This window comes from Pseudomonas sp. GW101-3H06 (genome assembly GCF_059424605.1).
Map to the genome: position 1 here is coordinate 5028457 of NZ_JBWKZO010000001.1, position 18298 is coordinate 5046754.

General features: G+C 52.4%; 12 protein-coding genes. 6 read left to right on the plus strand and 6 right to left on the minus strand.

The window, feature by feature from the left end:
* Window positions 1-413: 413 nt before the first annotated feature.
* The 3 genes from AC07ZE_RS23015 to AC07ZE_RS23025 all read left to right on the plus strand — a co-directional run bounded on the left by AC07ZE_RS23015 (window position 414) and on the right by AC07ZE_RS23025 (window position 4460).
* Complete coding sequence (locus AC07ZE_RS23015) at window positions 414-677, plus strand: DUF2790 domain-containing protein (protein WP_095193263.1); 264 nt, start codon at window positions 414-416, stop codon at window positions 675-677.
* Between the two features lie 540 nt (window positions 678-1217).
* On the plus strand, window positions 1218-2465 hold the full coding sequence (locus AC07ZE_RS23020; RefSeq protein WP_095193262.1) for a ribonucleotide-diphosphate reductase subunit beta: 1248 nt from the start codon (window positions 1218-1220) through the stop codon (window positions 2463-2465).
* Window positions 2466-2618: 153 nt separating this feature from the next.
* The gene (locus AC07ZE_RS23025; protein ID WP_259331992.1) at window positions 2619-4460 is read left to right on the plus strand and encodes a DNA cytosine methyltransferase; all 1842 of its coding nucleotides are present in this window, start codon (window positions 2619-2621) and stop codon (window positions 4458-4460) included.
* A 159-nt stretch (window positions 4461-4619) separates the two neighbouring features.
* Here the strand turns inward: AC07ZE_RS23025 and AC07ZE_RS23030 are convergent, their stop codons facing one another.
* From AC07ZE_RS23030 to AC07ZE_RS23050, 5 genes are read right to left on the minus strand one after another with little or no spacing between them, the layout of a single operon-like run.
* Entirely contained in the window at window positions 4620-6392 is a 1773-nt protein-coding gene (locus AC07ZE_RS23030) for an AIPR family protein (protein ID WP_207266748.1), read from the minus strand.
* Complete coding sequence (locus AC07ZE_RS23035; RefSeq protein ID WP_207266749.1) at window positions 6389-7402, minus strand: PD-(D/E)XK motif protein; 1014 nt, start codon at window positions 7400-7402, stop codon at window positions 6389-6391. Before AC07ZE_RS23035 ends, AC07ZE_RS23030 begins: the two co-directional genes overlap by 4 nt.
* Window positions 7386-10295: a Z1 domain-containing protein gene (locus AC07ZE_RS23040; protein ID WP_207266750.1), complete on the minus strand. Its 2910-nt coding sequence runs from the start codon at window positions 10293-10295 to the stop codon at window positions 7386-7388. Before AC07ZE_RS23040 ends, AC07ZE_RS23035 begins: the two co-directional genes overlap by 17 nt.
* Complete coding sequence (locus AC07ZE_RS23045) at window positions 10295-11791, minus strand: ATP-binding protein (RefSeq protein WP_259331993.1); 1497 nt, start codon at window positions 11789-11791, stop codon at window positions 10295-10297. Before AC07ZE_RS23045 ends, AC07ZE_RS23040 begins: the two co-directional genes overlap by 1 nt.
* A complete protein-coding gene (locus AC07ZE_RS23050) occupies window positions 11788-14403 on the minus strand; it encodes a sigma-70 family RNA polymerase sigma factor (RefSeq protein ID WP_207266751.1) in 2616 nt (871 codons plus the stop codon). Before AC07ZE_RS23050 ends, AC07ZE_RS23045 begins: the two co-directional genes overlap by 4 nt.
* Window positions 14404-14918: 515 nt before the next feature.
* On the opposite strand from AC07ZE_RS23050, the gene AC07ZE_RS23055 reads away from it, so the two are divergent.
* Window positions 14919-15338: a very short patch repair endonuclease gene (locus AC07ZE_RS23055; RefSeq protein ID WP_207266752.1), complete on the plus strand. Its 420-nt coding sequence runs from the start codon at window positions 14919-14921 to the stop codon at window positions 15336-15338.
* Window positions 15339-15726: 388 nt separating this feature from the next.
* Window positions 15727-16236 carry a BRO-N domain-containing protein gene (locus AC07ZE_RS23060; RefSeq protein ID WP_207266753.1) on the plus strand — a complete coding sequence of 170 codons (510 nt, stop codon included), beginning with the start codon at window positions 15727-15729 and terminating at the stop codon, window positions 16234-16236.
* 229 nt (window positions 16237-16465) lie between these two features.
* Here the strand turns inward: AC07ZE_RS23060 and AC07ZE_RS23065 are convergent, their stop codons facing one another.
* On the minus strand, window positions 16466-16711 hold the full coding sequence (locus tag AC07ZE_RS23065) for a type II toxin-antitoxin system Phd/YefM family antitoxin (protein WP_207266754.1): 246 nt from the start codon (window positions 16709-16711) through the stop codon (window positions 16466-16468).
* A 195-nt stretch (window positions 16712-16906) separates the two neighbouring features.
* Between AC07ZE_RS23065 and AC07ZE_RS23070 the strand changes: the two genes are divergently transcribed.
* Window positions 16907-18082, plus strand: a complete 1176-nt coding sequence (locus tag AC07ZE_RS23070; protein WP_207266755.1) for a colicin E3/pyocin S6 family cytotoxin — start codon at window positions 16907-16909, stop codon at window positions 18080-18082.
* The last annotated feature ends 216 nt before the right edge of the window (window positions 18083-18298 follow it).

An 18298-nucleotide genomic window follows, 5' to 3' on the forward strand; every position in this document is an offset into this window, starting at 1 on the left:
TTTTTGTATGGCCCCCGTTTTAGCCGGGCCGGCGCTATAGAACCATTCGACGATGGTAGTAACAAGGCCCTACAAAATGTCGTGGATACCCGTATCACCGCGGTTTCTGTGGGAGCGAGCCTGCTCGCGGAGGGGCAATCAAACACCCCCATTTCTCACCTGGCGCGCCATCGCGAGCAGGCTCGCTTCCACAGAAAGCGGATTGTTACAGGATCTGTCAAAAGTGTTTATCAGAACCACGCCTATATGAACGTATCCCCCACGCCTAAAATTCGCCTCGCCAACCCGGCAACCTGAGTTAACCCAGTTACAGCCCCCACGAAGGCCGTTAACCCAAACCAAGTAGTGCAGTTCCACACGCAACCCCAAAAAGGTTGCGTACCCCCCTTCGCCCTCAAAAAGGTAAACATTAAATGAAAGCTTTATGGGTACTGGCTCTCGGCAGTCTGTGCTTAACCGCCATGGCAGACGAGGTCCAGACTGACGTCGCACAGCAACAACCGCCTATTGAGGATTACACCTACTCAATGCACCTGGACATCGCCAACGTTATTTCCATGAGCGAAGTGCCCAATGTGTGCGAAGTTGTCCCAATGAAAATGGAATACGACGACTCCAAAGGCCAACGTCATATTCTGCGCTACAGCGTCATGGGCAATGGCTGCTCCAGCGGCTGATCAGACTGCACCGAATCGCCCCCTTTTCCGCGCAACGCCCAGGGTCGATTTCAGCCCGGCTTCGGTCGGGCTCAGTTGTGTCTGGAGTCATCGAAAAGCGTTTCGAAACACAAGATGTAGTGAAAAAAGGCCTTTTTTGATCACTTCTTGAGCAAATCCGATATCAAGCTTTTTTTCTGAAAAAAAATCTGCACCCGGCAAAGCCCTATAATCCCTAGCTCCGACCGAAAAACCCTGCTCATCGACCGCTCCATGCGCGGATTCGCCCCACCACGGCCGTAAAAATTTCCTTATAATGCCGCCTTAAACGGGCCTGCAATATTCCCTTACAGGGATGACAGCCAGTCTGAAGCCCACGCCGAAGTCGTCACCGACTTTTGCGCCCGTCAGAGGCTCTCAGCACCCGTACAAAATTATGTTTATTTGCCTGCGTGTACCGCTGCAAAAAACGCTATCAACGCGGCCAGTAAGGCCGTGTGAAAAACCAGACCATCCATTTTCACACGGGCACACTGGCCCTCACGCAGGAGACGACACGTCATGCTGAGCTGGGACGAATTCGACAAAGAAGACACGGAAGTAGCGGCCAAGAGCGCCAACGCCGGCCACGCCACCGAAGCCAATATGGACCGTCTCGACAGCGCCGGTGGTGCCGCCGCCCTGGAAGCCCGCGCCGTGACCGCCGCTGACTCCGCCGCCGTTGCCCGCGCCAAAGCCGCCTTGGACTCTCTCGACGTCGCCGAAGGCCTCGCCGAACTCGAAGGCGCCTCCGCCCGTGTCGCCGTTGACGAAAAGCGCATGATCAACTGCCGCGCCGACCTCAACCAACTCGTGCCCTTCAAGTACGACTGGGCCTGGCAGAAATACCTGGACGGCTGCGCAAACCACTGGATGCCGCAAGAAGTCAACATGACCGCCGACATCGCCCTCTGGAAAAACCCGGAAGGCCTGACCGACGACGAGCGCCGCATCGTGATGCGCAACCTCGGCTTCTTCTCCACCGCCGACTCCCTGGTGGCCAACAACCTGGTCCTGGCCGTGTACCGCCTGATCACCAACCCGGAATGCCGCCAGTACATCCTGCGCCAGGCGTTCGAAGAAGCGATCCACACCCACGCCTACCAGTACTGCATCGAATCGCTGGCCATGGATGAAGGCGAAATCTTCAACATGTACCACGAGATCCCATCGGTCGCGAAAAAAGCCACCTGGGGCCTGAAATACACCCGCTCGATCTCCGATCCGAAGTTCGAAACCGGCACTGTCGAAACCGACAAGGAACTGCTGCGCAACCTGATCGCCTACTACTGCGTTCTGGAAGGCATCTTCTTCTACTGCGGCTTCACCCAAATCCTCTCCATGGGCCGCCGCAACAAAATGACCGGCGTCGCCGAGCAGTTCCAATACATCCTGCGCGACGAATCCATGCACCTGAACTTCGGCATCGACGTGATCAACCAGATCAAAATCGAAAACCCACACCTGTGGGATGCCGAAATGAAGGAAGAAGCCTCGCAGATGATCCTGCAGGGCACTCAACTGGAGATCGAATACGCCCGCGACACCATGCCTCGCGGCGTGCTGGGCATGAACGCGGCGATGATGGAGGACTACCTCAAGTTCATCGCTAACCGTCGCCTGTCGCAGATTGGGTTGAAGGAAGAGTATCCGGGGACTACGAACCCGTTCCCTTGGATGAGCGAGATCATGGACTTGAAGAAAGAGAAGAACTTCTTTGAGACTCGGGTTATTGAGTATCAGACGGGTGGGGCGTTGAGCTGGGATTGATTCCCTAGTTTTTCCGCGGTTTGACGATGGTCGTCATACATCGAAAAAACTAAAAATAGCCCCGATTTGATCGGGGCTTTTTTATTCGCCGAGGTATTCACACCCTTTTCTCTCTTAAAAACTCCTACAACATTTGCGGCAGTTTCCATCTCAATGACCACCAAAACCCTAACTGTTATGGCAGCCCGACCGTTGAGATTTTTTACAAAAAAAAGAAATGCACTGGCAGCTTTCCGAATACCTACGTTCGGTCGAACTTGGTACCTCTACCTAAAGTTCATTTCTTGCCCGGCATCTAGTGAACCGTTACCATTTATCGCACATAGGGCGGCTCATTTCTGGGCCGCAACTCACCTAAGCGCTACAGTGCGCTTTTTTATTTTCTTCTTAGGCGCATCGACTAAATCAATGAAATATAAGGATTCTATTCCGGTCATCGACCTCTTTGCCGGCCCCGGCGGACTAGGAGAGGGATTCTCTTCAATCGGTGGCCCTGAGAAGGGAGTACGTAAGTTTCAGCTACGCGTCTCGATCGAGAAAGACCCTCTCGCTCACAAAACTTTATCCCTTCGCGCATTGTTTCGCGCTTTTCCGAAAGGTGAAGTCCCAGACGCCTACTACCAGTACGTCCGGGGCGAAATTACTAGGGAGGAGCTTTTCGCACATCCAGATATCCCGGCAGAAGCCGTGGAGGCCTCGAAAGAAGCTAAGCTCGCAGAGCTTGGTAAAATTTCGCCAGACGAGGTTGACCGCTGGATTAGGGAAGCTCTGATTGGCGCAGATGAATGGATTCTTATAGGCGGTCCACCGTGCCAAGCCTACTCTGTCGCGGGCCGTGCCCGTCGGACACGCGAAAGCCAAGAGAAGTTTGAAAGCGACGAAAAACACTTCCTCTACAAGGAATATCTGCGAATTATTCGCGAGTTCAAACCTACTATTTTCGTCATGGAGAATGTGAAAGGCATTCTGTCCTCGAAGCACAGTGGCTCGAACATTTTCCAGCAAATTCTTGACGACCTTTCGAATCCAGGTGGCGACCTTTCTTACAACATCCGCTCCTTAGTCGTCCCTAAAGATGTGGAAAAGCCAGATCCACATGATTTTGTGATTCAAGCAGAACGACACGGCCTTCCGCAGGCTCGACACAGGGTTATTCTGCTAGGGGTTCGCTCTGACGTTGCCTCGAACTGCCCTGCTCTCTTGGAACGTCCCCACAAGATGGTAATGGAAACCAGCAAAACGGTTTTCACAGTTGGACAAGCTTTATCAGGACTTCCTCCAGTACGGAGCAAAATTTCAAGAGGTGGAGACTCCCTCGAAGCATGGCTCTCCACCTTGGAGGAGGCCAGTTCAATGCTTTACCAATCCTATGAAGCTGGCCGAGGAAACTTGATAGATGCCATGAAAACTGCTGCTGAAGAGGCACGAAGGCTAAAATCCAGTGGCAGTGTATTCATACGTTGGAATGCCGTTCCAAAAATGAATGCCAAGCAACGAGAGTGGTTTCTCGACTCAAGACTAAAAGGAGTGCTACAGCATGAAGCTAGAAGCCATATGCGCACTGACCTACATAGGTATATTTTTGCAGCAAGCTATGCAAGGCTGAATGGTACCTCGCCCAAAATACACCAGTTCCCTGCGCAACTTCTGCCAGCACATGAGAACGTATCTTCCGATTCCGTTCCCTTTAGTGACCGCTTCAGAGTCCAAATGGAAGATGGCCCGTCGACCACAGTTGTAGCCCACATAGCTAAAGACGGTCATTACTACATTCACCCGGATCCAAGCCAATGCCGCAGCCTGACTGTTCGCGAAGCTGCGCGACTGCAGACTTTTCCTGATAATTACTTCTTCGAAGGAAATAGAACACAGCAGTACACCCAAATCGGAAACGCAGTCCCTCCACTTCTTGCTAGAAAGATCGCAGCTGTTGTCGCTGAGATCATCGACTCCTATCGTTCGGGGAAAAACCGCCAAGCGTCATTGGGCATTTGATCGAACAGGAGCGACTATCGAGCAAAAAAATCTGCACCGGATAGTTTAAGGAGGGGAGATGCCCTCCCTTAAATTATCCGGTAAATTTTCAGGTTACTTCCGTTGCGACTCTCAAAGCCTGAGGCAATAGATTTGCGCTTTCAATCTGGGTCATCGATGTCAGAGCGCCTCAGGAATATCTGCCAAGGGAGAAGAGAACGGTTTAGAGAACATAGCCTCTAGGCATTCTGGGCGCTTTGCCCATTCAGAAATCATCTTGCCATTTGCAGTTTCATGAAGACGATCATTGATTTCCCGAGCCCAAATTTCGATCTGCTTGACAAGCTGAGGAGAAATGCCCTGCCTACTCCAGACACGCTCGTGGTTAAAGGTCTTACCATAGGTTTGAGAAATTAATGCAACAGTGTAAGCCGCAACGTTCGCGAGAAAGGCAGGTACTATTGGTCGCGCAGTCTTGTGGACTGCCTTGAACAGCAAAGCTTTCGAGACAATGCCCTTGAAATAAGCGACATCCGGGGTAAAAGTTGTGCCCTTAGCTTCGACGTCAGTCATACCTGACATGAACCGATCAAAGCATTTCTGAGCACCAAGGCTCACAATATCAGCTTGGCCATCCCACGCAGTGGAGTACTTCGCCAACTCAGTCTTTGTTATTTTTCTCGAGGTTGGCACAGACTCCCTGAGGGCCCGAAGCTTAGCTGGAGTGACACCTTCACGAGAGAGTAGAGTGTTGTAACTACCCGCAGCCCTCTCGTAAAACCATCGCCCCGTACCATCAGGGCAATAGACCGAAAGCGATAGCCGCTCAATATCAACATGAAATGGCTTGTTTGCTGACAGATCTGATTGCCGGACCGCATTTTGACTGTTGGCATAACGCGATATGTCGGAGACGAGCGCCTCTTCTTTTGCAGGATCCTGCTCTTTCATAACGATGATTTTTGCTGGGACGCGAACCTTGCTCAAATCCGTATCTGAATACTTCTTCTTAGCAAAGAAAATGGACGCGGTGGTTTGGCCGCCGTTGACAATTTGCATGCCACGTAACCAAGCTATGCCCGGTGATCCATCTACGGCGCGATCCAACCGCATCTCATCGGCGACTAATACAATTCCGTTGTTGTAAGCCATGAATCGTTCGGGAGCATTCCGCAAGGTATTCTGTAAGCCCGCATTCACACCTTTCGCCTTCACGCTTAAGAAAGAGCGCACATTAGCCTCGAGTAGCCGAGGGCCAAATTTTTCATAAACAAAACGAAGAGCTTCACCAGGGATCGCGGTAAGTGCGTAGTCATAATCTCCTGTCTCACCAGGCACAAAAACGCATGGAAGCGGGGAACCGGACACCTCATTGAAGTCAATGACCAGTTCATCACGAGGCTTACCTTCAGAACGATGGCGGTAAAGCCTCTCCATATCCATAACCTCAAGTTTCACAAGCTTTCCGCCAACGTCTCGAGATCGGAAACTTTTCGACTTCGCTATACCGTCCGTAAGTACATAAACACGAACCTGTTCAAGCCCGTCGTAAATTTCTCGAATCGTTAGTGCAAGGGAATGGACATCACTTGATGGATCCAGCTTTTCTGCAATGCGCCCTGCCGCACAAAGCTCCAAGAAACGAACGCATTGGGCAGCTGCCGTCTTGATATCTTGATCGGGAATCGGGCTCAGGCTTTCGAAGCCTTCGTAAAGACTTACGAAAAGGTCAAGCTGGTCAGCGTCTTCTGACATCGCATAGCCACTTAAGCGGAGATTCGCGTTACCGACTTTTCCCTGAAAATGGCAGACAACTGGATCGAAAGTCATTCCAGCATCAACGAGGTGCTGCATCACCACTTCGGAAAAAACAAGCTCACCAAATGTGGCTCCATCAGACATCTGGACCGCTATCTCGCTCCTAGTCTCTGCGAAAAAATCATCAATCGTCATCCAGTTACTCCTAATTGTTTCAGAGCCGCGTCGAGGTCCGAGAGGAACTCTCTGGCGTGGTCCAGATTGATTTCATAAAGGGTCCGAATCACTCCAGCGGGAACAGTTCCTGGCGTTAACCTCGGGAAGCCTTCGGATATAGAGAAAACGCGCTTCTCCTTCGATTCGAATTTTCGGGTGTAGTGGCTTGAGTGACCTTCAAAGTAACCAGCAACCATGAGCCTCTCTCTAAGAAAGTTGACAGCCCCAGGTTCACCATCTAGACGTAGTTCGGTTTTCGCAACCAACTCGGGAAGAGTATGCCCACACTCTTCACGAGAAAAACGCTCGGCAGCGAGAAAGAGAGGAGAAGCTACGGAGTCATCCAACTGCTCAAGGGAAGTTATTTTCACAGGGAAGCCAGACGTGGACATCGTTGCCTTAACTTCAACCGCACCGTCTCCCAAAAGGAAATCTTGCGGAGCGTCATCTGGTCCTACCCAGCCTCTGATTACCTCCCCGGCGGGAACTCCTGACTCCAGAAGAGCAATCATAAAGTTGAGCTCGCCTATCAAACCCAGCTCTGCTTCGAGACTGAGCGGATTCGCACCACGCGACATGAACTGCTTCCAAGCAATTACTCGCCCTATTAAGACCCGCAACAACTTGTTTTCGTCAACGCCAGTAGATGCAGTCTCGTCTAGAGCGCCAACGACATCGCAAACCATCGCAGCGAAAAGCTCAATACTTCCAGCTTCTTGCCGGGTGAGCGCTAACGTGAGCCCTCCAGAATTTACTTCTTCGGCTCTCTCGATCAAGAAGCCCTGCCCCTCAGGCAATTTTTCCGTGCGGGCTAGCTTAGCAGTCGGGAAGCAAAACAATATCGCCTCCACGTTGGCCGGTGAGCGCCGTCCTGCCTGCACTTCGACAGTTCCAGCAGGTGCTAGGGAAATAACCTGCCAGCCTGGTATGGTGTCGTTTCCGGAAAGCGACGACCAAGCCAGCATGAACTCTTCATTCGGACGGACCATATTCTTGCATCCAGTAGAGGAGGTTAACTTCGTATTCCACGCTAATTGGGTTTTCACTGCTGGGGAACGCGATAGCGAAGGCCATAATGGGTTTGCTCCACCCTGGGACGATTAGTCGTTCAGGCCTATTTTCTTTGTAAAAGTACGGTGTTAGCGGGTAGAGCAAAAGCAAACCACGGTCGGCGTCCCCACCGAGCCTTCCACGAATTTCGCGAATACCCTTGCCACTCGGAAAGTTCGGCGAAGAGGTCCGGCCGCGCGAGGGTTCAGGTTTCCAAGCCGCACGAGTAAGAGCCAATGCCTCTCGCCAAACGTCATCGTTTAGGTCAATACCTTCGTCTTTGGGGTCGGTGAGTACACCAATGGCGAAACTCTTTGGATCAACCCTCTCAGGATCGACAGAGTCCTCAGTCTTGCGAACCGAATAACTATCCGAAGGTTCGCCGCCGGGGAATACGTGCGGATCACCAACGCCATTACCACCGCCGAGAAGAGCGACGCTCCACTTCGTCAATTGCCCGGTGCTGACCATCTTGTTTATGAACTCCGATAGCAAGACAGACTTGGCACTGGTGGCATTCGGGTGCGTCGTGTATGCGCTAAGGAACGTTAGAACCTTGGATACGCTAACGTCTTTCCAGAGACGTCCATTCGGCCATGAGTCTGGATCACCATCGCGAACATGCTTCGGCGAACTCTCCCATGAATTGCCGAGTGACCCGATTAGAGAATCGGTAGCATCGAGATTCTGTTGCTGAACCTTGGCGTCACGATGAAATAGGATGGTCTGTGGTCGAGTCCCGCTATACGTCAACGAGAGCGTCTGCGCGTTTCTCATTTTCAACGGAGAGGTGACAGTAAGCACCTCATGCGACATCACCTTGAGTCCGTACTGCTCCGGCGTCAGCTTCGCTTCGGCCATAAAGTCGAACTCCTCCCGAAGTTCCTCCGAAGCATCGGCAATGTGACCGAACCACTTCACCAGATCAGGAGAAGTGTAGAGACGGCACAGATCAAGGTAGCCGGGACGATAGCCGAACCAGCGGCCCATTTGCATGAGCGTGTCGTACATCTTGGTCGTACGCACAAAGTAGCTTACACATAGCCCCTCCAGCGTCAGACCACGAGCAAGCTTATCTCCCCCAACTGCAATCACTTTGAGTACCGCGCCGGGTGTCGCATAATCTAGCGCGTCCTTAGCGGTGCCGTTGATCGAGCGGACCTCAATGTCATCCAGCACATCAGGCAATATTGCAAGGATATCATCCCAACTTGGCATTGTTGGCGGACGGTCCTCGACTGGAGAGAGCTGTGCCACTTGGTCGCGGATGGGAAGAAAATCTTCATCCCAGAGTTTGCGCAACTGCTCTAACTGCACTTCGGCATCAACGCCGCGAGTAATCCTCTGGCGCATGCGACGCACGGCGGCCTCAATCTGCTCACGAACATGGTTTTGCACATCTACGTAGCGCGTGACGTGAACCAGCATAGAATTGTGCTGACCATCCTGGCCGCGTAGCTCTCGTACCGCACAAGCCAGTACGAATGCGCATATTGCCTCATTCAGGGAAGGCGGAATGATCTCCTCTCCCTTGTAGGTCGGGACGTGAGTCTTTTTGTGCTTGGGCGGCATCCATCCTGAATCCAGCTCGGCATCATAGTGATCTGCAATGCTCCGGGAGAGGGGAAGCGCGCCCTTGCGTCCGTCCTCTGTCATCTTGCCGAACATGCGGGCAGGGCCCACATAGTTGGAAGGGGCGGCAAGATTAATTATGAAAGACCTAGGGAACAGGTCCGGTCCTTCATTAGCGGTCGCGCCTTTATGATGAATGAAGATATTTGCAAAAGGCGTGGCCGTATATCCGACATAGGCCTTGCGTGAGAACGCATGCAGTAACTGGCGGATGAGGCGATTAATAGTTTTAGGTTGATGCTCCTCGTCCGGCGTTCCGTCGTCGTTGAACATCTGCTCACCTGTATCGACCGACGCATTATCTGCTTCATCGTCAATCATCAGTAGAGGTAGCTTTGTGACGAGCCTTCGTCCATCACTCGCATCTGTGCTATCGGCAACTCGTCTTTGTATCCAATCCAACAGGGCAGTTAAGACAGTCTTCTGCTTCTTAACTACAAAAAGCCATGGCCGCTCCTCAGGAGAGATGCCGTGGAAGTGTCTAGCGATAGCATTGTTAAAGTCGCCGTTTTCCGCACGCGTGGTTGCAGAGTTCGTCTTAAGGTCTTCGCCGAATTCAGCTACGCCAATGGGCATGCCCGGATCCCGGTCAATGGTAGTCTCGTAGCCTAAAAAGCTTTCCTCTAGCCGCATTTGGGTTTGCGAACGCAGGTTGTTGTGCATTCCCGCGAGCACGATGATTATTTTGTATCCCGCATCGGCCGCCTTACAAATGAGTCCAGAGTAGTTACTGGTTTTCCCTGACTGCACATGACCGACCACAAGTCCTCTGCGATCCCAGTCGTCTCCACGCTGTGGGTCTTCCAACAGACCCAGGATGTCATCCGTGGCCTCATCAATCCCTTCAACCACCGTGTCGGAGAGCTTGGACTCCAAAAAATCCTCGTAACGACGCCAGTATTGCCAATCTCTTTTGCGCGAGGAAGTAAGCCAGTCAAAGTGGCCTGCGTTGTCTTTTAATGTGGTCGATTTGCCAATCCAGTGGCTGAAGCGCTGGATAAGCGTGGCTACCGCCTTTCCCTGGTCAACTATATAAGCTGAATCGCCAGAGAACATTTCCGTCGCAAGCCGGACCTTCTCGGCAATGAGGGTCGGGGTAATTTTGGACTTATCCTTCTCGGTTTTCACCAACCGCTGAGCAGTAGCAATAACATTTTCCAGTAGCTCTACTTGCGCAGCTATCTCTTCCGCTGAGGTCATTAGCTTTCCCCTAACTTGGCAATCAATGTTGGGTATTTTTGAAATGGCTCGGTTCTGAGCATCGATTTTCGAGCTTCTTCGACGCTTAACCCCTTGCGTTCGATCAAGTCATTAAATAGAACGCCTGCAACCTCAACTACGGCCGCGTTGGGCTCCCCCTCGAAACCGGTACGAGGAGTTTCTTTGTTCTCGGCTGTATCAAGCCATATCCGCTGTACAGGCACAGTTTCCTCGACGACCCGTAGCATGGCCCGAACAAGACTTGCATTGCCGCCAACAGCCTCAATCACCGCTGTCACCGCCGGATGTCTCTCGTCAATGCGGTAGCGAACACCATCTTTTAGCCTATCGACACGCCATGCCTGATGCTCAATCTTGAGCCCTCCTGGCCCAGGCATTGGCGTGCCCCGAAAAGCAAAGACTCTTCTGGCTCTTTCTCTCGTATCCTCAGCCAATTTCGTAAGCCATGGCCGCACTGTTACGGGAGGACGGGCGGTGGACTTCTTTACGTCGATCTTCCAATCGGAATCGGCTGTATTTGGGATGTCTAGTCTAATCCTCGCAAGCCGATGAGGCTCCTCTCTGTTCCATGCACGCCCCTGCCCAATCCCAAGCCAACCGCCTGCCAGAAGTAAACGATGATTCCGATATACGTAAAATCCTTGTTGAGAGGTCCAACCGTCTGCCCCACCCGACTTACGAAACTCCTCTTCAGAAAGCCGATCTTTATGGGGTAAAACGTGGCATTGAGCCTCCACAAGGCCTGATGAGGTAATGATTCTGGCTACTGGCGAATGCCACGGCTTCGCAGGGTGCCCTGTCATAAAGGGGTCCCATGGACTAACGATCTTGCCGTTGAGGAACAGGCGAAAAACCGGGCTCGGCCCTTCTAATAGGCGATGGAAGACCATTGCCAAACGTAGCTCAACATCGTCTATCAAGTCAGCAAAGTGATCAGGGTTATAGCCAGCCGTGACGATTCGATCCAACTTTTCCCAAAGGACTATTGTTCCGCAATGAAGTGCTTCGGCCGGCTCAATGAAGTCTTCGGAGCCATGAGCTGCCCCCTCAAACATCCTCCATCCAATGTCCGTTGATGCAGCTATAGCATCGAGATCCCAACGCAGACAGGACACCGGACCATTCATCCGCCTAGATGCAACAGTGAGACAGCGGCACTGAGAGAAGGACGCAGTTTTCAAGCCCATCCCAAATCGGCCAAGATCATTAGCCGCACGCTCATCAAGGGGACTCTTAGCACCGAGAGTCATTGCTGCCTCTAACTCGGCATCGTCCATGCCTCGCCCGTTGTCCAAGATGGAAATTCGACTTTTCTCGCCGTCCCATGCGAACGTTACATGTATTTCTGACGCTCCGGCGGAAACACCATTGTCAATCACATCAGCTAAAGCTGCGGAGGTCGAGTATCCGAGGCCACGTAGGGCTTCCAGCATCGCGCCGGCTCGCGGCGGGGCATACCTGGTACGCTCATTCATTTTACGTAAGTAGTTCCAGAAAGAAGTGTGAAACCAATATCAACCATCCGGCGGGCTACTTTACGAACCTGAGCATCCGGCTGTGATGGCAGCAATACGTGAATTCTCCCATCACCAGAAGGTTGCTCTTCAACACTAAGGCCAAGAGCCCTAGCCTCATCGAGAAGATCGAATAAACGCCGCTCGTGAGGAAGGACATTTGTCTCCGCCAGAGACTCGGACAAAGCAGGCTCATCTTGGACTTGAGGAACGACTCCTCCCTCCTCAGCAAGCGATTGACGATGCTCACGTTTACCGTCGCGCTTGGCACGCTCAGTTGTGTCTGCTTCCGGCTGCCCCCCTAAAGAAAGGGACTGTTTCATCTCGAAGTAGTCGCCCACATACAAAACTAACTTTTCCATTCTTATCGGATGGCATAGTTTTTTCAGTGCCTTCGACTCGATTTGTCGAATACGCTCACGAGTAACGTCGAATAGAGATCCAACCTCTTCCAAGGTCATCGCGTCATCGTGGCCCAAGCCAAAACGGAGAGTGATTATCTTGGCTGCACGTTCGTCAAGTTCACCAAGCATGTCTAACAAAATAGCCCGTAAAGAAGCATTTTCTGCAGCAATCGCTGGGTCTGATGGTTCCTCCTCCAAAAGAATATCCAGCAAGGAAGCTGTGGAGCCTTCAAAGGGTTCGTCCAAACTGCTGACCTTCTCGAATACGGTCAAAAGAAGCTTGAGCTTATCGAGGCCTATGCCTGTTCGATGGGATGTCTCGCGCTCGCTTTCAGAGCCCCCCATCTGAAACTCGAACTTATCCCGTTCGCGTAAAATATTCCTTGCGAGATCTTGCATATGAACGGGAACACGGACTGCTCGTTCTTGATTTGCAATTGCGCGCGTAATTTGCTGGCGAATCCACCATGTTGCATAAGTCGAAAACCTAAACCCTTTTCGCCAGTCGAAACGTTCAACTGCCCTCATCAGACCTATATTGCCTTCCTGCACAAGATCGTCGAAAGGAAGCGCAGACCATCGATACTTATTAGCTATAGAAAGCACCAAGCGAAGGTTGGAAAGAATCATCCTTTCCCGTGCAGCTTCCTGGCGTCCAATTGCAGAAGAGAAGTCTGCACCTGACAAGTCACAATCTGCTTTCATCGAAAGCTCGATGAGAAAGACTCTGGAAAGATTGGCAGCGGCGAGCGCATCGCGGACTTTCAAAAAGTCATCACCAGCAGAGCGTGCAGTTGAAACTGCAGAGACAAAGGTTGCTGCGAGCGAATCGAGTCCGGTCTCCTCGTCTTCGTGCTCAACTTCCTCACCGGAAGATGTTTCAGCTGCGCTCTCGGTACCCTCACTTTCGCCGAGAAGATCGTCTCGAGAGGTGAACTCCTCATGGCTAGCTTCCCCACATGCTACTTTGTCGGCTGCTTCAAAAACGGCTCCGAGGCCCAAGGGCCAGCGCGACAACGCATCCAGCGCCTGCCTCCGCGCATTCTCCATTTCCTTGCCTAAAGCTATTTCCTCTGCTGCCAGAAGCAGGTCTTTTTTCAACCCCTTTACATAGAACCTCAGCGGCTCGTTGCGACCTGATGCGAGGTCTTCTACGAACTCCAAGGCTTCTGATAGCCTGAGTTCTTCGTCTGTCGTTGGCTCAAGAAGATCCGATTGCTCAGCCAACCCTGTCCATTCATCGATCACAATGCTGAGATCGCCCAAAATTATAGTCAGAAGACGTTCAGCATCTTCATTGCGGGCGCTGCCCACATCTCGACATAGATCGATAAGAGCTGTCTCGGATACGGTACCTTCGCGTAATCCCCGGAAGAGCAATCCACGGATGCCCTCGCCATCATCGTTCGCTAACGGAAGCGCCCTTTCTGGAAGAAACAGATCGATATCGTCCCATTCCACATCGGTATCAATCGCCTTGTGCTGACCTATAGCTCCTTGAAGCGCACTGATATCTCCAGCTACTGTCATGTCCCCCTTTGGCGCAATCGCTTCGGACTCTGCAACCCAGTCGTCTTCGAATCCGACATCGAGAGGCTCATCGTCTAAATCAATTGAATTTGAGTGCGACGCTGCTTCGCCATTCTCAACTATATGCTCGTCAGTTCGGAGGCAAGGACGCTCATCGCATACAGCGGGGCCAGGCACCGGGCGGGCGGCGGAGATAACGACTTCATCAACCTGAGGCGCCACCTCAGCCTTTTCATCCTCCTCGTCTTGACACGACGATTCTCTCGCGAAGACGGGGTGAAAAGCCCCCACTGCCTGCACGTCAGTCTGAGACGGATCTACATCGTTTACGTCGCTTTCATTTACCAGCCTAGAAAAACTAAGAGCCTCTCTCAATAAAGCGATGCATTGGGCACACTTTCCCATCTCCGCGTATTGGAGAGCGTTTCTGCCTTCGGGGTCGAGAAGCTCAGGTTTTGCACCTGCAGCCAGAAGCAACTGCACAATGCCCTTTTTCTTTCGGGCAGAGGCCAGCATCAGAGGAGTAACACCGCCACCATCTCGGGCGTTGAGGTCGTCGCCCCGCGCAATGTGGAGTTTGACTGCGACCTCGACACCAGCAATGGTTGCCATGCGAAGCAAGGGGTTCAGCTTAGCCACGGAACGCCCCACCTATGCATGCGTAAGCGTTACAGATCGCTTCGGCAGCAATGATTCGAGAAATGAGTTGGCTGCGATCATCTATTTTCAGGGGCCAGACCTTGTCCATGTTTCAGTCCTCTCAGTCTTGCTAATAAATAGCCAACCTCAAAGCTGGCCTACCCCATAATGACAAGATGATTGTATGTCAATCCTTGAGAATCAATTATGTTGATATGTCATCAAGGCTTGCAGTGGCGCAATGCCATTCACAATATCTACTTGTCAGAAGCACGTAAAGAAACAGCGGAGTACAGGATAAAAAACTGACCGCGACTCAAGAAAGCTCCGAGTGAGCGCAATGCGTGTCGGCATCGTCGCGTAGGAAAAGTTAACGCATCGTGCACATGAATCCGGACGCAGCACGAGATCATCGTGAGCTAGTGCTGCGAGCGAGCTTCGGCGAATAAAAAGCTAGAATCGAATGACGAAGCCCCGAAAAAGACCAAGTCAATGGACAAGCTAGGATTCATGTATTGAGTGCAGACATCGTTTCCCCAGAACATCGCTCCAAGATCATGTCGATGATCAAAGGCAAGAATACGAAACCTGAAATGGTCGTGCGATCGGTGTGTCATGAAATGGGACTTCGCTATCGCTTGCATAGGAAGGATCTCCCCGGAAAACCTGACTTGGTGTTCCCCAAATACCGATTGTGCATATTCGTCCACGGCTGCTTTTGGCACAGACATCCTGACTGCAAATATGCGTATACGCCCAAGAGTAGGCAGGACTTTTGGCTGCCTAAACTCGCGAAAAATGTTGAAAGGGATCTGACCGCTCAGCAGGCACTACACGCACTCGGGTGGAAAGTGGTGATTGTTTGGGAATGTCACACTAAAGACAGAGAAGTCTTACGCAATGAAATCCGCATTGCAGTCGGTGCCGAGGCTTAGGCCTACACGCTTTGGCCAGGCAGTCGATGATCGTTTTTATTGGGTTGACCATATTGCTTTGACCCCATAGTCTTTCAATCCGGCGCCTAAGAAACGCCCCAACCAGAGCGGTCCTCCGCACCCGACAGTCATGCGGCTTTTTTTCGTCTGCGGTTTTCCTACGTCTGCGAAAAAGTCCCGTTATGTCGGGAGTGGGCGAATACAAGACCCGAAAGGGGAATATGTCCGGCCCGTCTCTGGTGGGTTTCTTAGCTCCCGACACCCTTAACGAATGCCCTAAGAAAGCAGCCAGAGGTAAAGGAAATGCCTGACCATTCGACCTTCACGATGAAGGTAAATCGCCGTACCCACAGATCCAACCACGCGCTTCCGCTCCAGGAGGCGCGCCATGCTTGAATCGCTCAGACCTACCCGTTTCACTCGTCACAACGTCCACCTGCATGCTCTTCTTTTGGAAAACCAGGCGTGGTTCGGCGCGCATGATTTAGGACGGCTGATGGGCAAACACCTTGATGAACGCATGACACGAAAGCTTGATGCGGACCAGAGGCAAATGATGTTCGTCGAAGTCTATGGCGCAGCGAAAGAGCGCTTGATGGTGAGCGAGTCAGGCGCGTATGCGTTGTTGATTTATCACTACTGCCCTGAGAATCGATTACTGCGGGAGTGGCTGACTCATCAGGTGGTGCCAGCGCTGCGTGATGCGCAGCCGTCGCGCATGGTGGAACGCCCGACGCTGAGTGTCCTTGATTGGCCGAAGATGTCGCTCTGCATGCTGCATTGGCAGGATGAACCGTGGATTCGGTTGCGGGATATGCCGTGCGTGTTGGCGGATGATCCTTTTAATCGGCATGAATCTTGGTGGCGGAAGGCATCACGAGTGATGCGTGGGTACTGACTGCTCGCCACTACTAAAACCCGCTGCTTGAGAAATCGGCAGCGGATTTTTTGTTTCTGGGTACAAGCATTCAGGATGCACGCGTGGGTTTGCCTGATGTTCCGCTTAGTGTGGTTTTTGGGGCTGCTTCGCAGCCCAACGGGAGCAAGCTCCCTCGCCACAATCTGAGTATCTGGCTTGAGTACTAGTTGTTCTTGGGAATCGCGACCACAGGACTTCTGTGGCGGAGTTACAGACTGTCCTCGAATCCATCAATGATGTCTTCAGGGGGCTTGTCGAAATCCGCAGACATCCGAATATTCCCCTTCAACCGCCCAGGCTTGCGCGCCCTAGGTACATCAACATGAGGCAGTAGATCCACATAAGGCTTGCCAGCCTTGGTAATCACAACTTTGTTGCCATGCCCTGCACGCTCAGCAAGTCGAGAGAGCTGGGATTTTGCCTCGTGCATGTTTACTTGTATTCGTTCAGTCATATGGCACCTCCACCGATTTAGCCAAGCTAGCTGAAGAAGCGGCGAGCTGTACAAGCTCTGTACTGCCATCCTGAGCATTCGAGACAACCCCTACGGTCATTAAAGAACCGCCCTACAGCCACAAACTGTCCCGCTCGTTAACGTCGCGCAGCCCTTATCTGGGGCTGTCGATGGATGAACACACAAGGACAGTCAGTGGCTCGTAACAAGGACATTCCCCTCGTCAGAAACCCGCCCTCCGGTGACGGTCATCACGTCACCTACCGCTACATGACGGCCAACGAACTGGCCGAGCGCGAGGCCCGGCAACAAGACTACGAGGCCATGCTCGCCAGGCAAGACGCATACATGCGCAAGCGCCAGATCGTCGAGGTCGAACAAGAAGCTGTTCAAGTGGGCTGCGTCTTCGCCAAATCCTGCAAGCTGCCGGACGCGGTCATCAACTACTCGAATCCTTCGGGGATGGTGCCCACCGACAGCCTTGAGGATTACGGTGAAATCGCCTGGCTCGGCGCTCGTGAGGCAGACGATGACGGGCTGCTGAATCTGGAAACGATCAGCGGCGCCACTCTTTCGCTTGGTGTTGGGCGACTCGAACTGCGCAAGCCAGTTTTACGCACTCTGCCAGCCGTGGGTGCGGTTGCAAGCGCTGCATTGACCGGTCTGGTCGCCGTGTTCTGGTCGCCCAGCCTGGGCGACAGCGCCCTCTATTCCGAAGACCAACTGCGCGCCCTCAAACAAGCCCGCACCCGCGTGCGCCTGCAAATCGAGCAACAGGCTGATGGCAGCCTCAAGGGCTACGGCTTCTACACCGGCAACAATCGCGATTGGGAGATGGTCGATGTCGTGCAGATCGCTTCGCGCGGCAGCCAGTACGTCGCCGATCTCGGTGAAGGTATCGAACTGATCTGGACCCCAGCCGTCGACGGCTCCGACATCCTCGGCATTCCCAAACTGGAGGCTGCCCCGCAGGCGCCGCATATCTGGGTTTTCCCGCCGACGAAACAGGCTGACGCCATCATCGTGAATCCGATTTATCCGCCTGAGTACAAGGATTTCATTCTTGTGTTTCCGGTGGGGTCGGGGGTGAGGCCGGTTTATGTTGTGGTGAGTGTTTCTCATAAATACCACCCTAAACCGGACCTATTACCCGCATTCCCAGGTGCAAAATGGGCCCCACCCAAAACACGTATGAAGGGTGGCGGTCTCCGCCCTCGTTGGAAGGATGGTACTGGAACAATTTACGAATGGGACTTTCAGCATGGCGCAGTGGAGAAATACAACAAACGTGGGAAACACTTAGGAGAGTTCGACCATAACTCAGGAATTCAAACAAAACCTGCAGATCCGACACGGAGTATAGAGCCTTGAAGCACACAATAATGGGAGTACGCGATGGGGATGATTTCGCGTCATATGAAAAAACGCTCCCCATTCCCAGCGACGAGCTAGCTGCATTAATGGGCTGGAAAAGTGAAGAAAATTATGTGTACGACTACAAGTTGACGAAAAAACAAATCAGCGAAATCGAGAAGATTTGCGCCATATCATTCCCACACAACCTAACTCTGTTTTTAACCTGTAGTG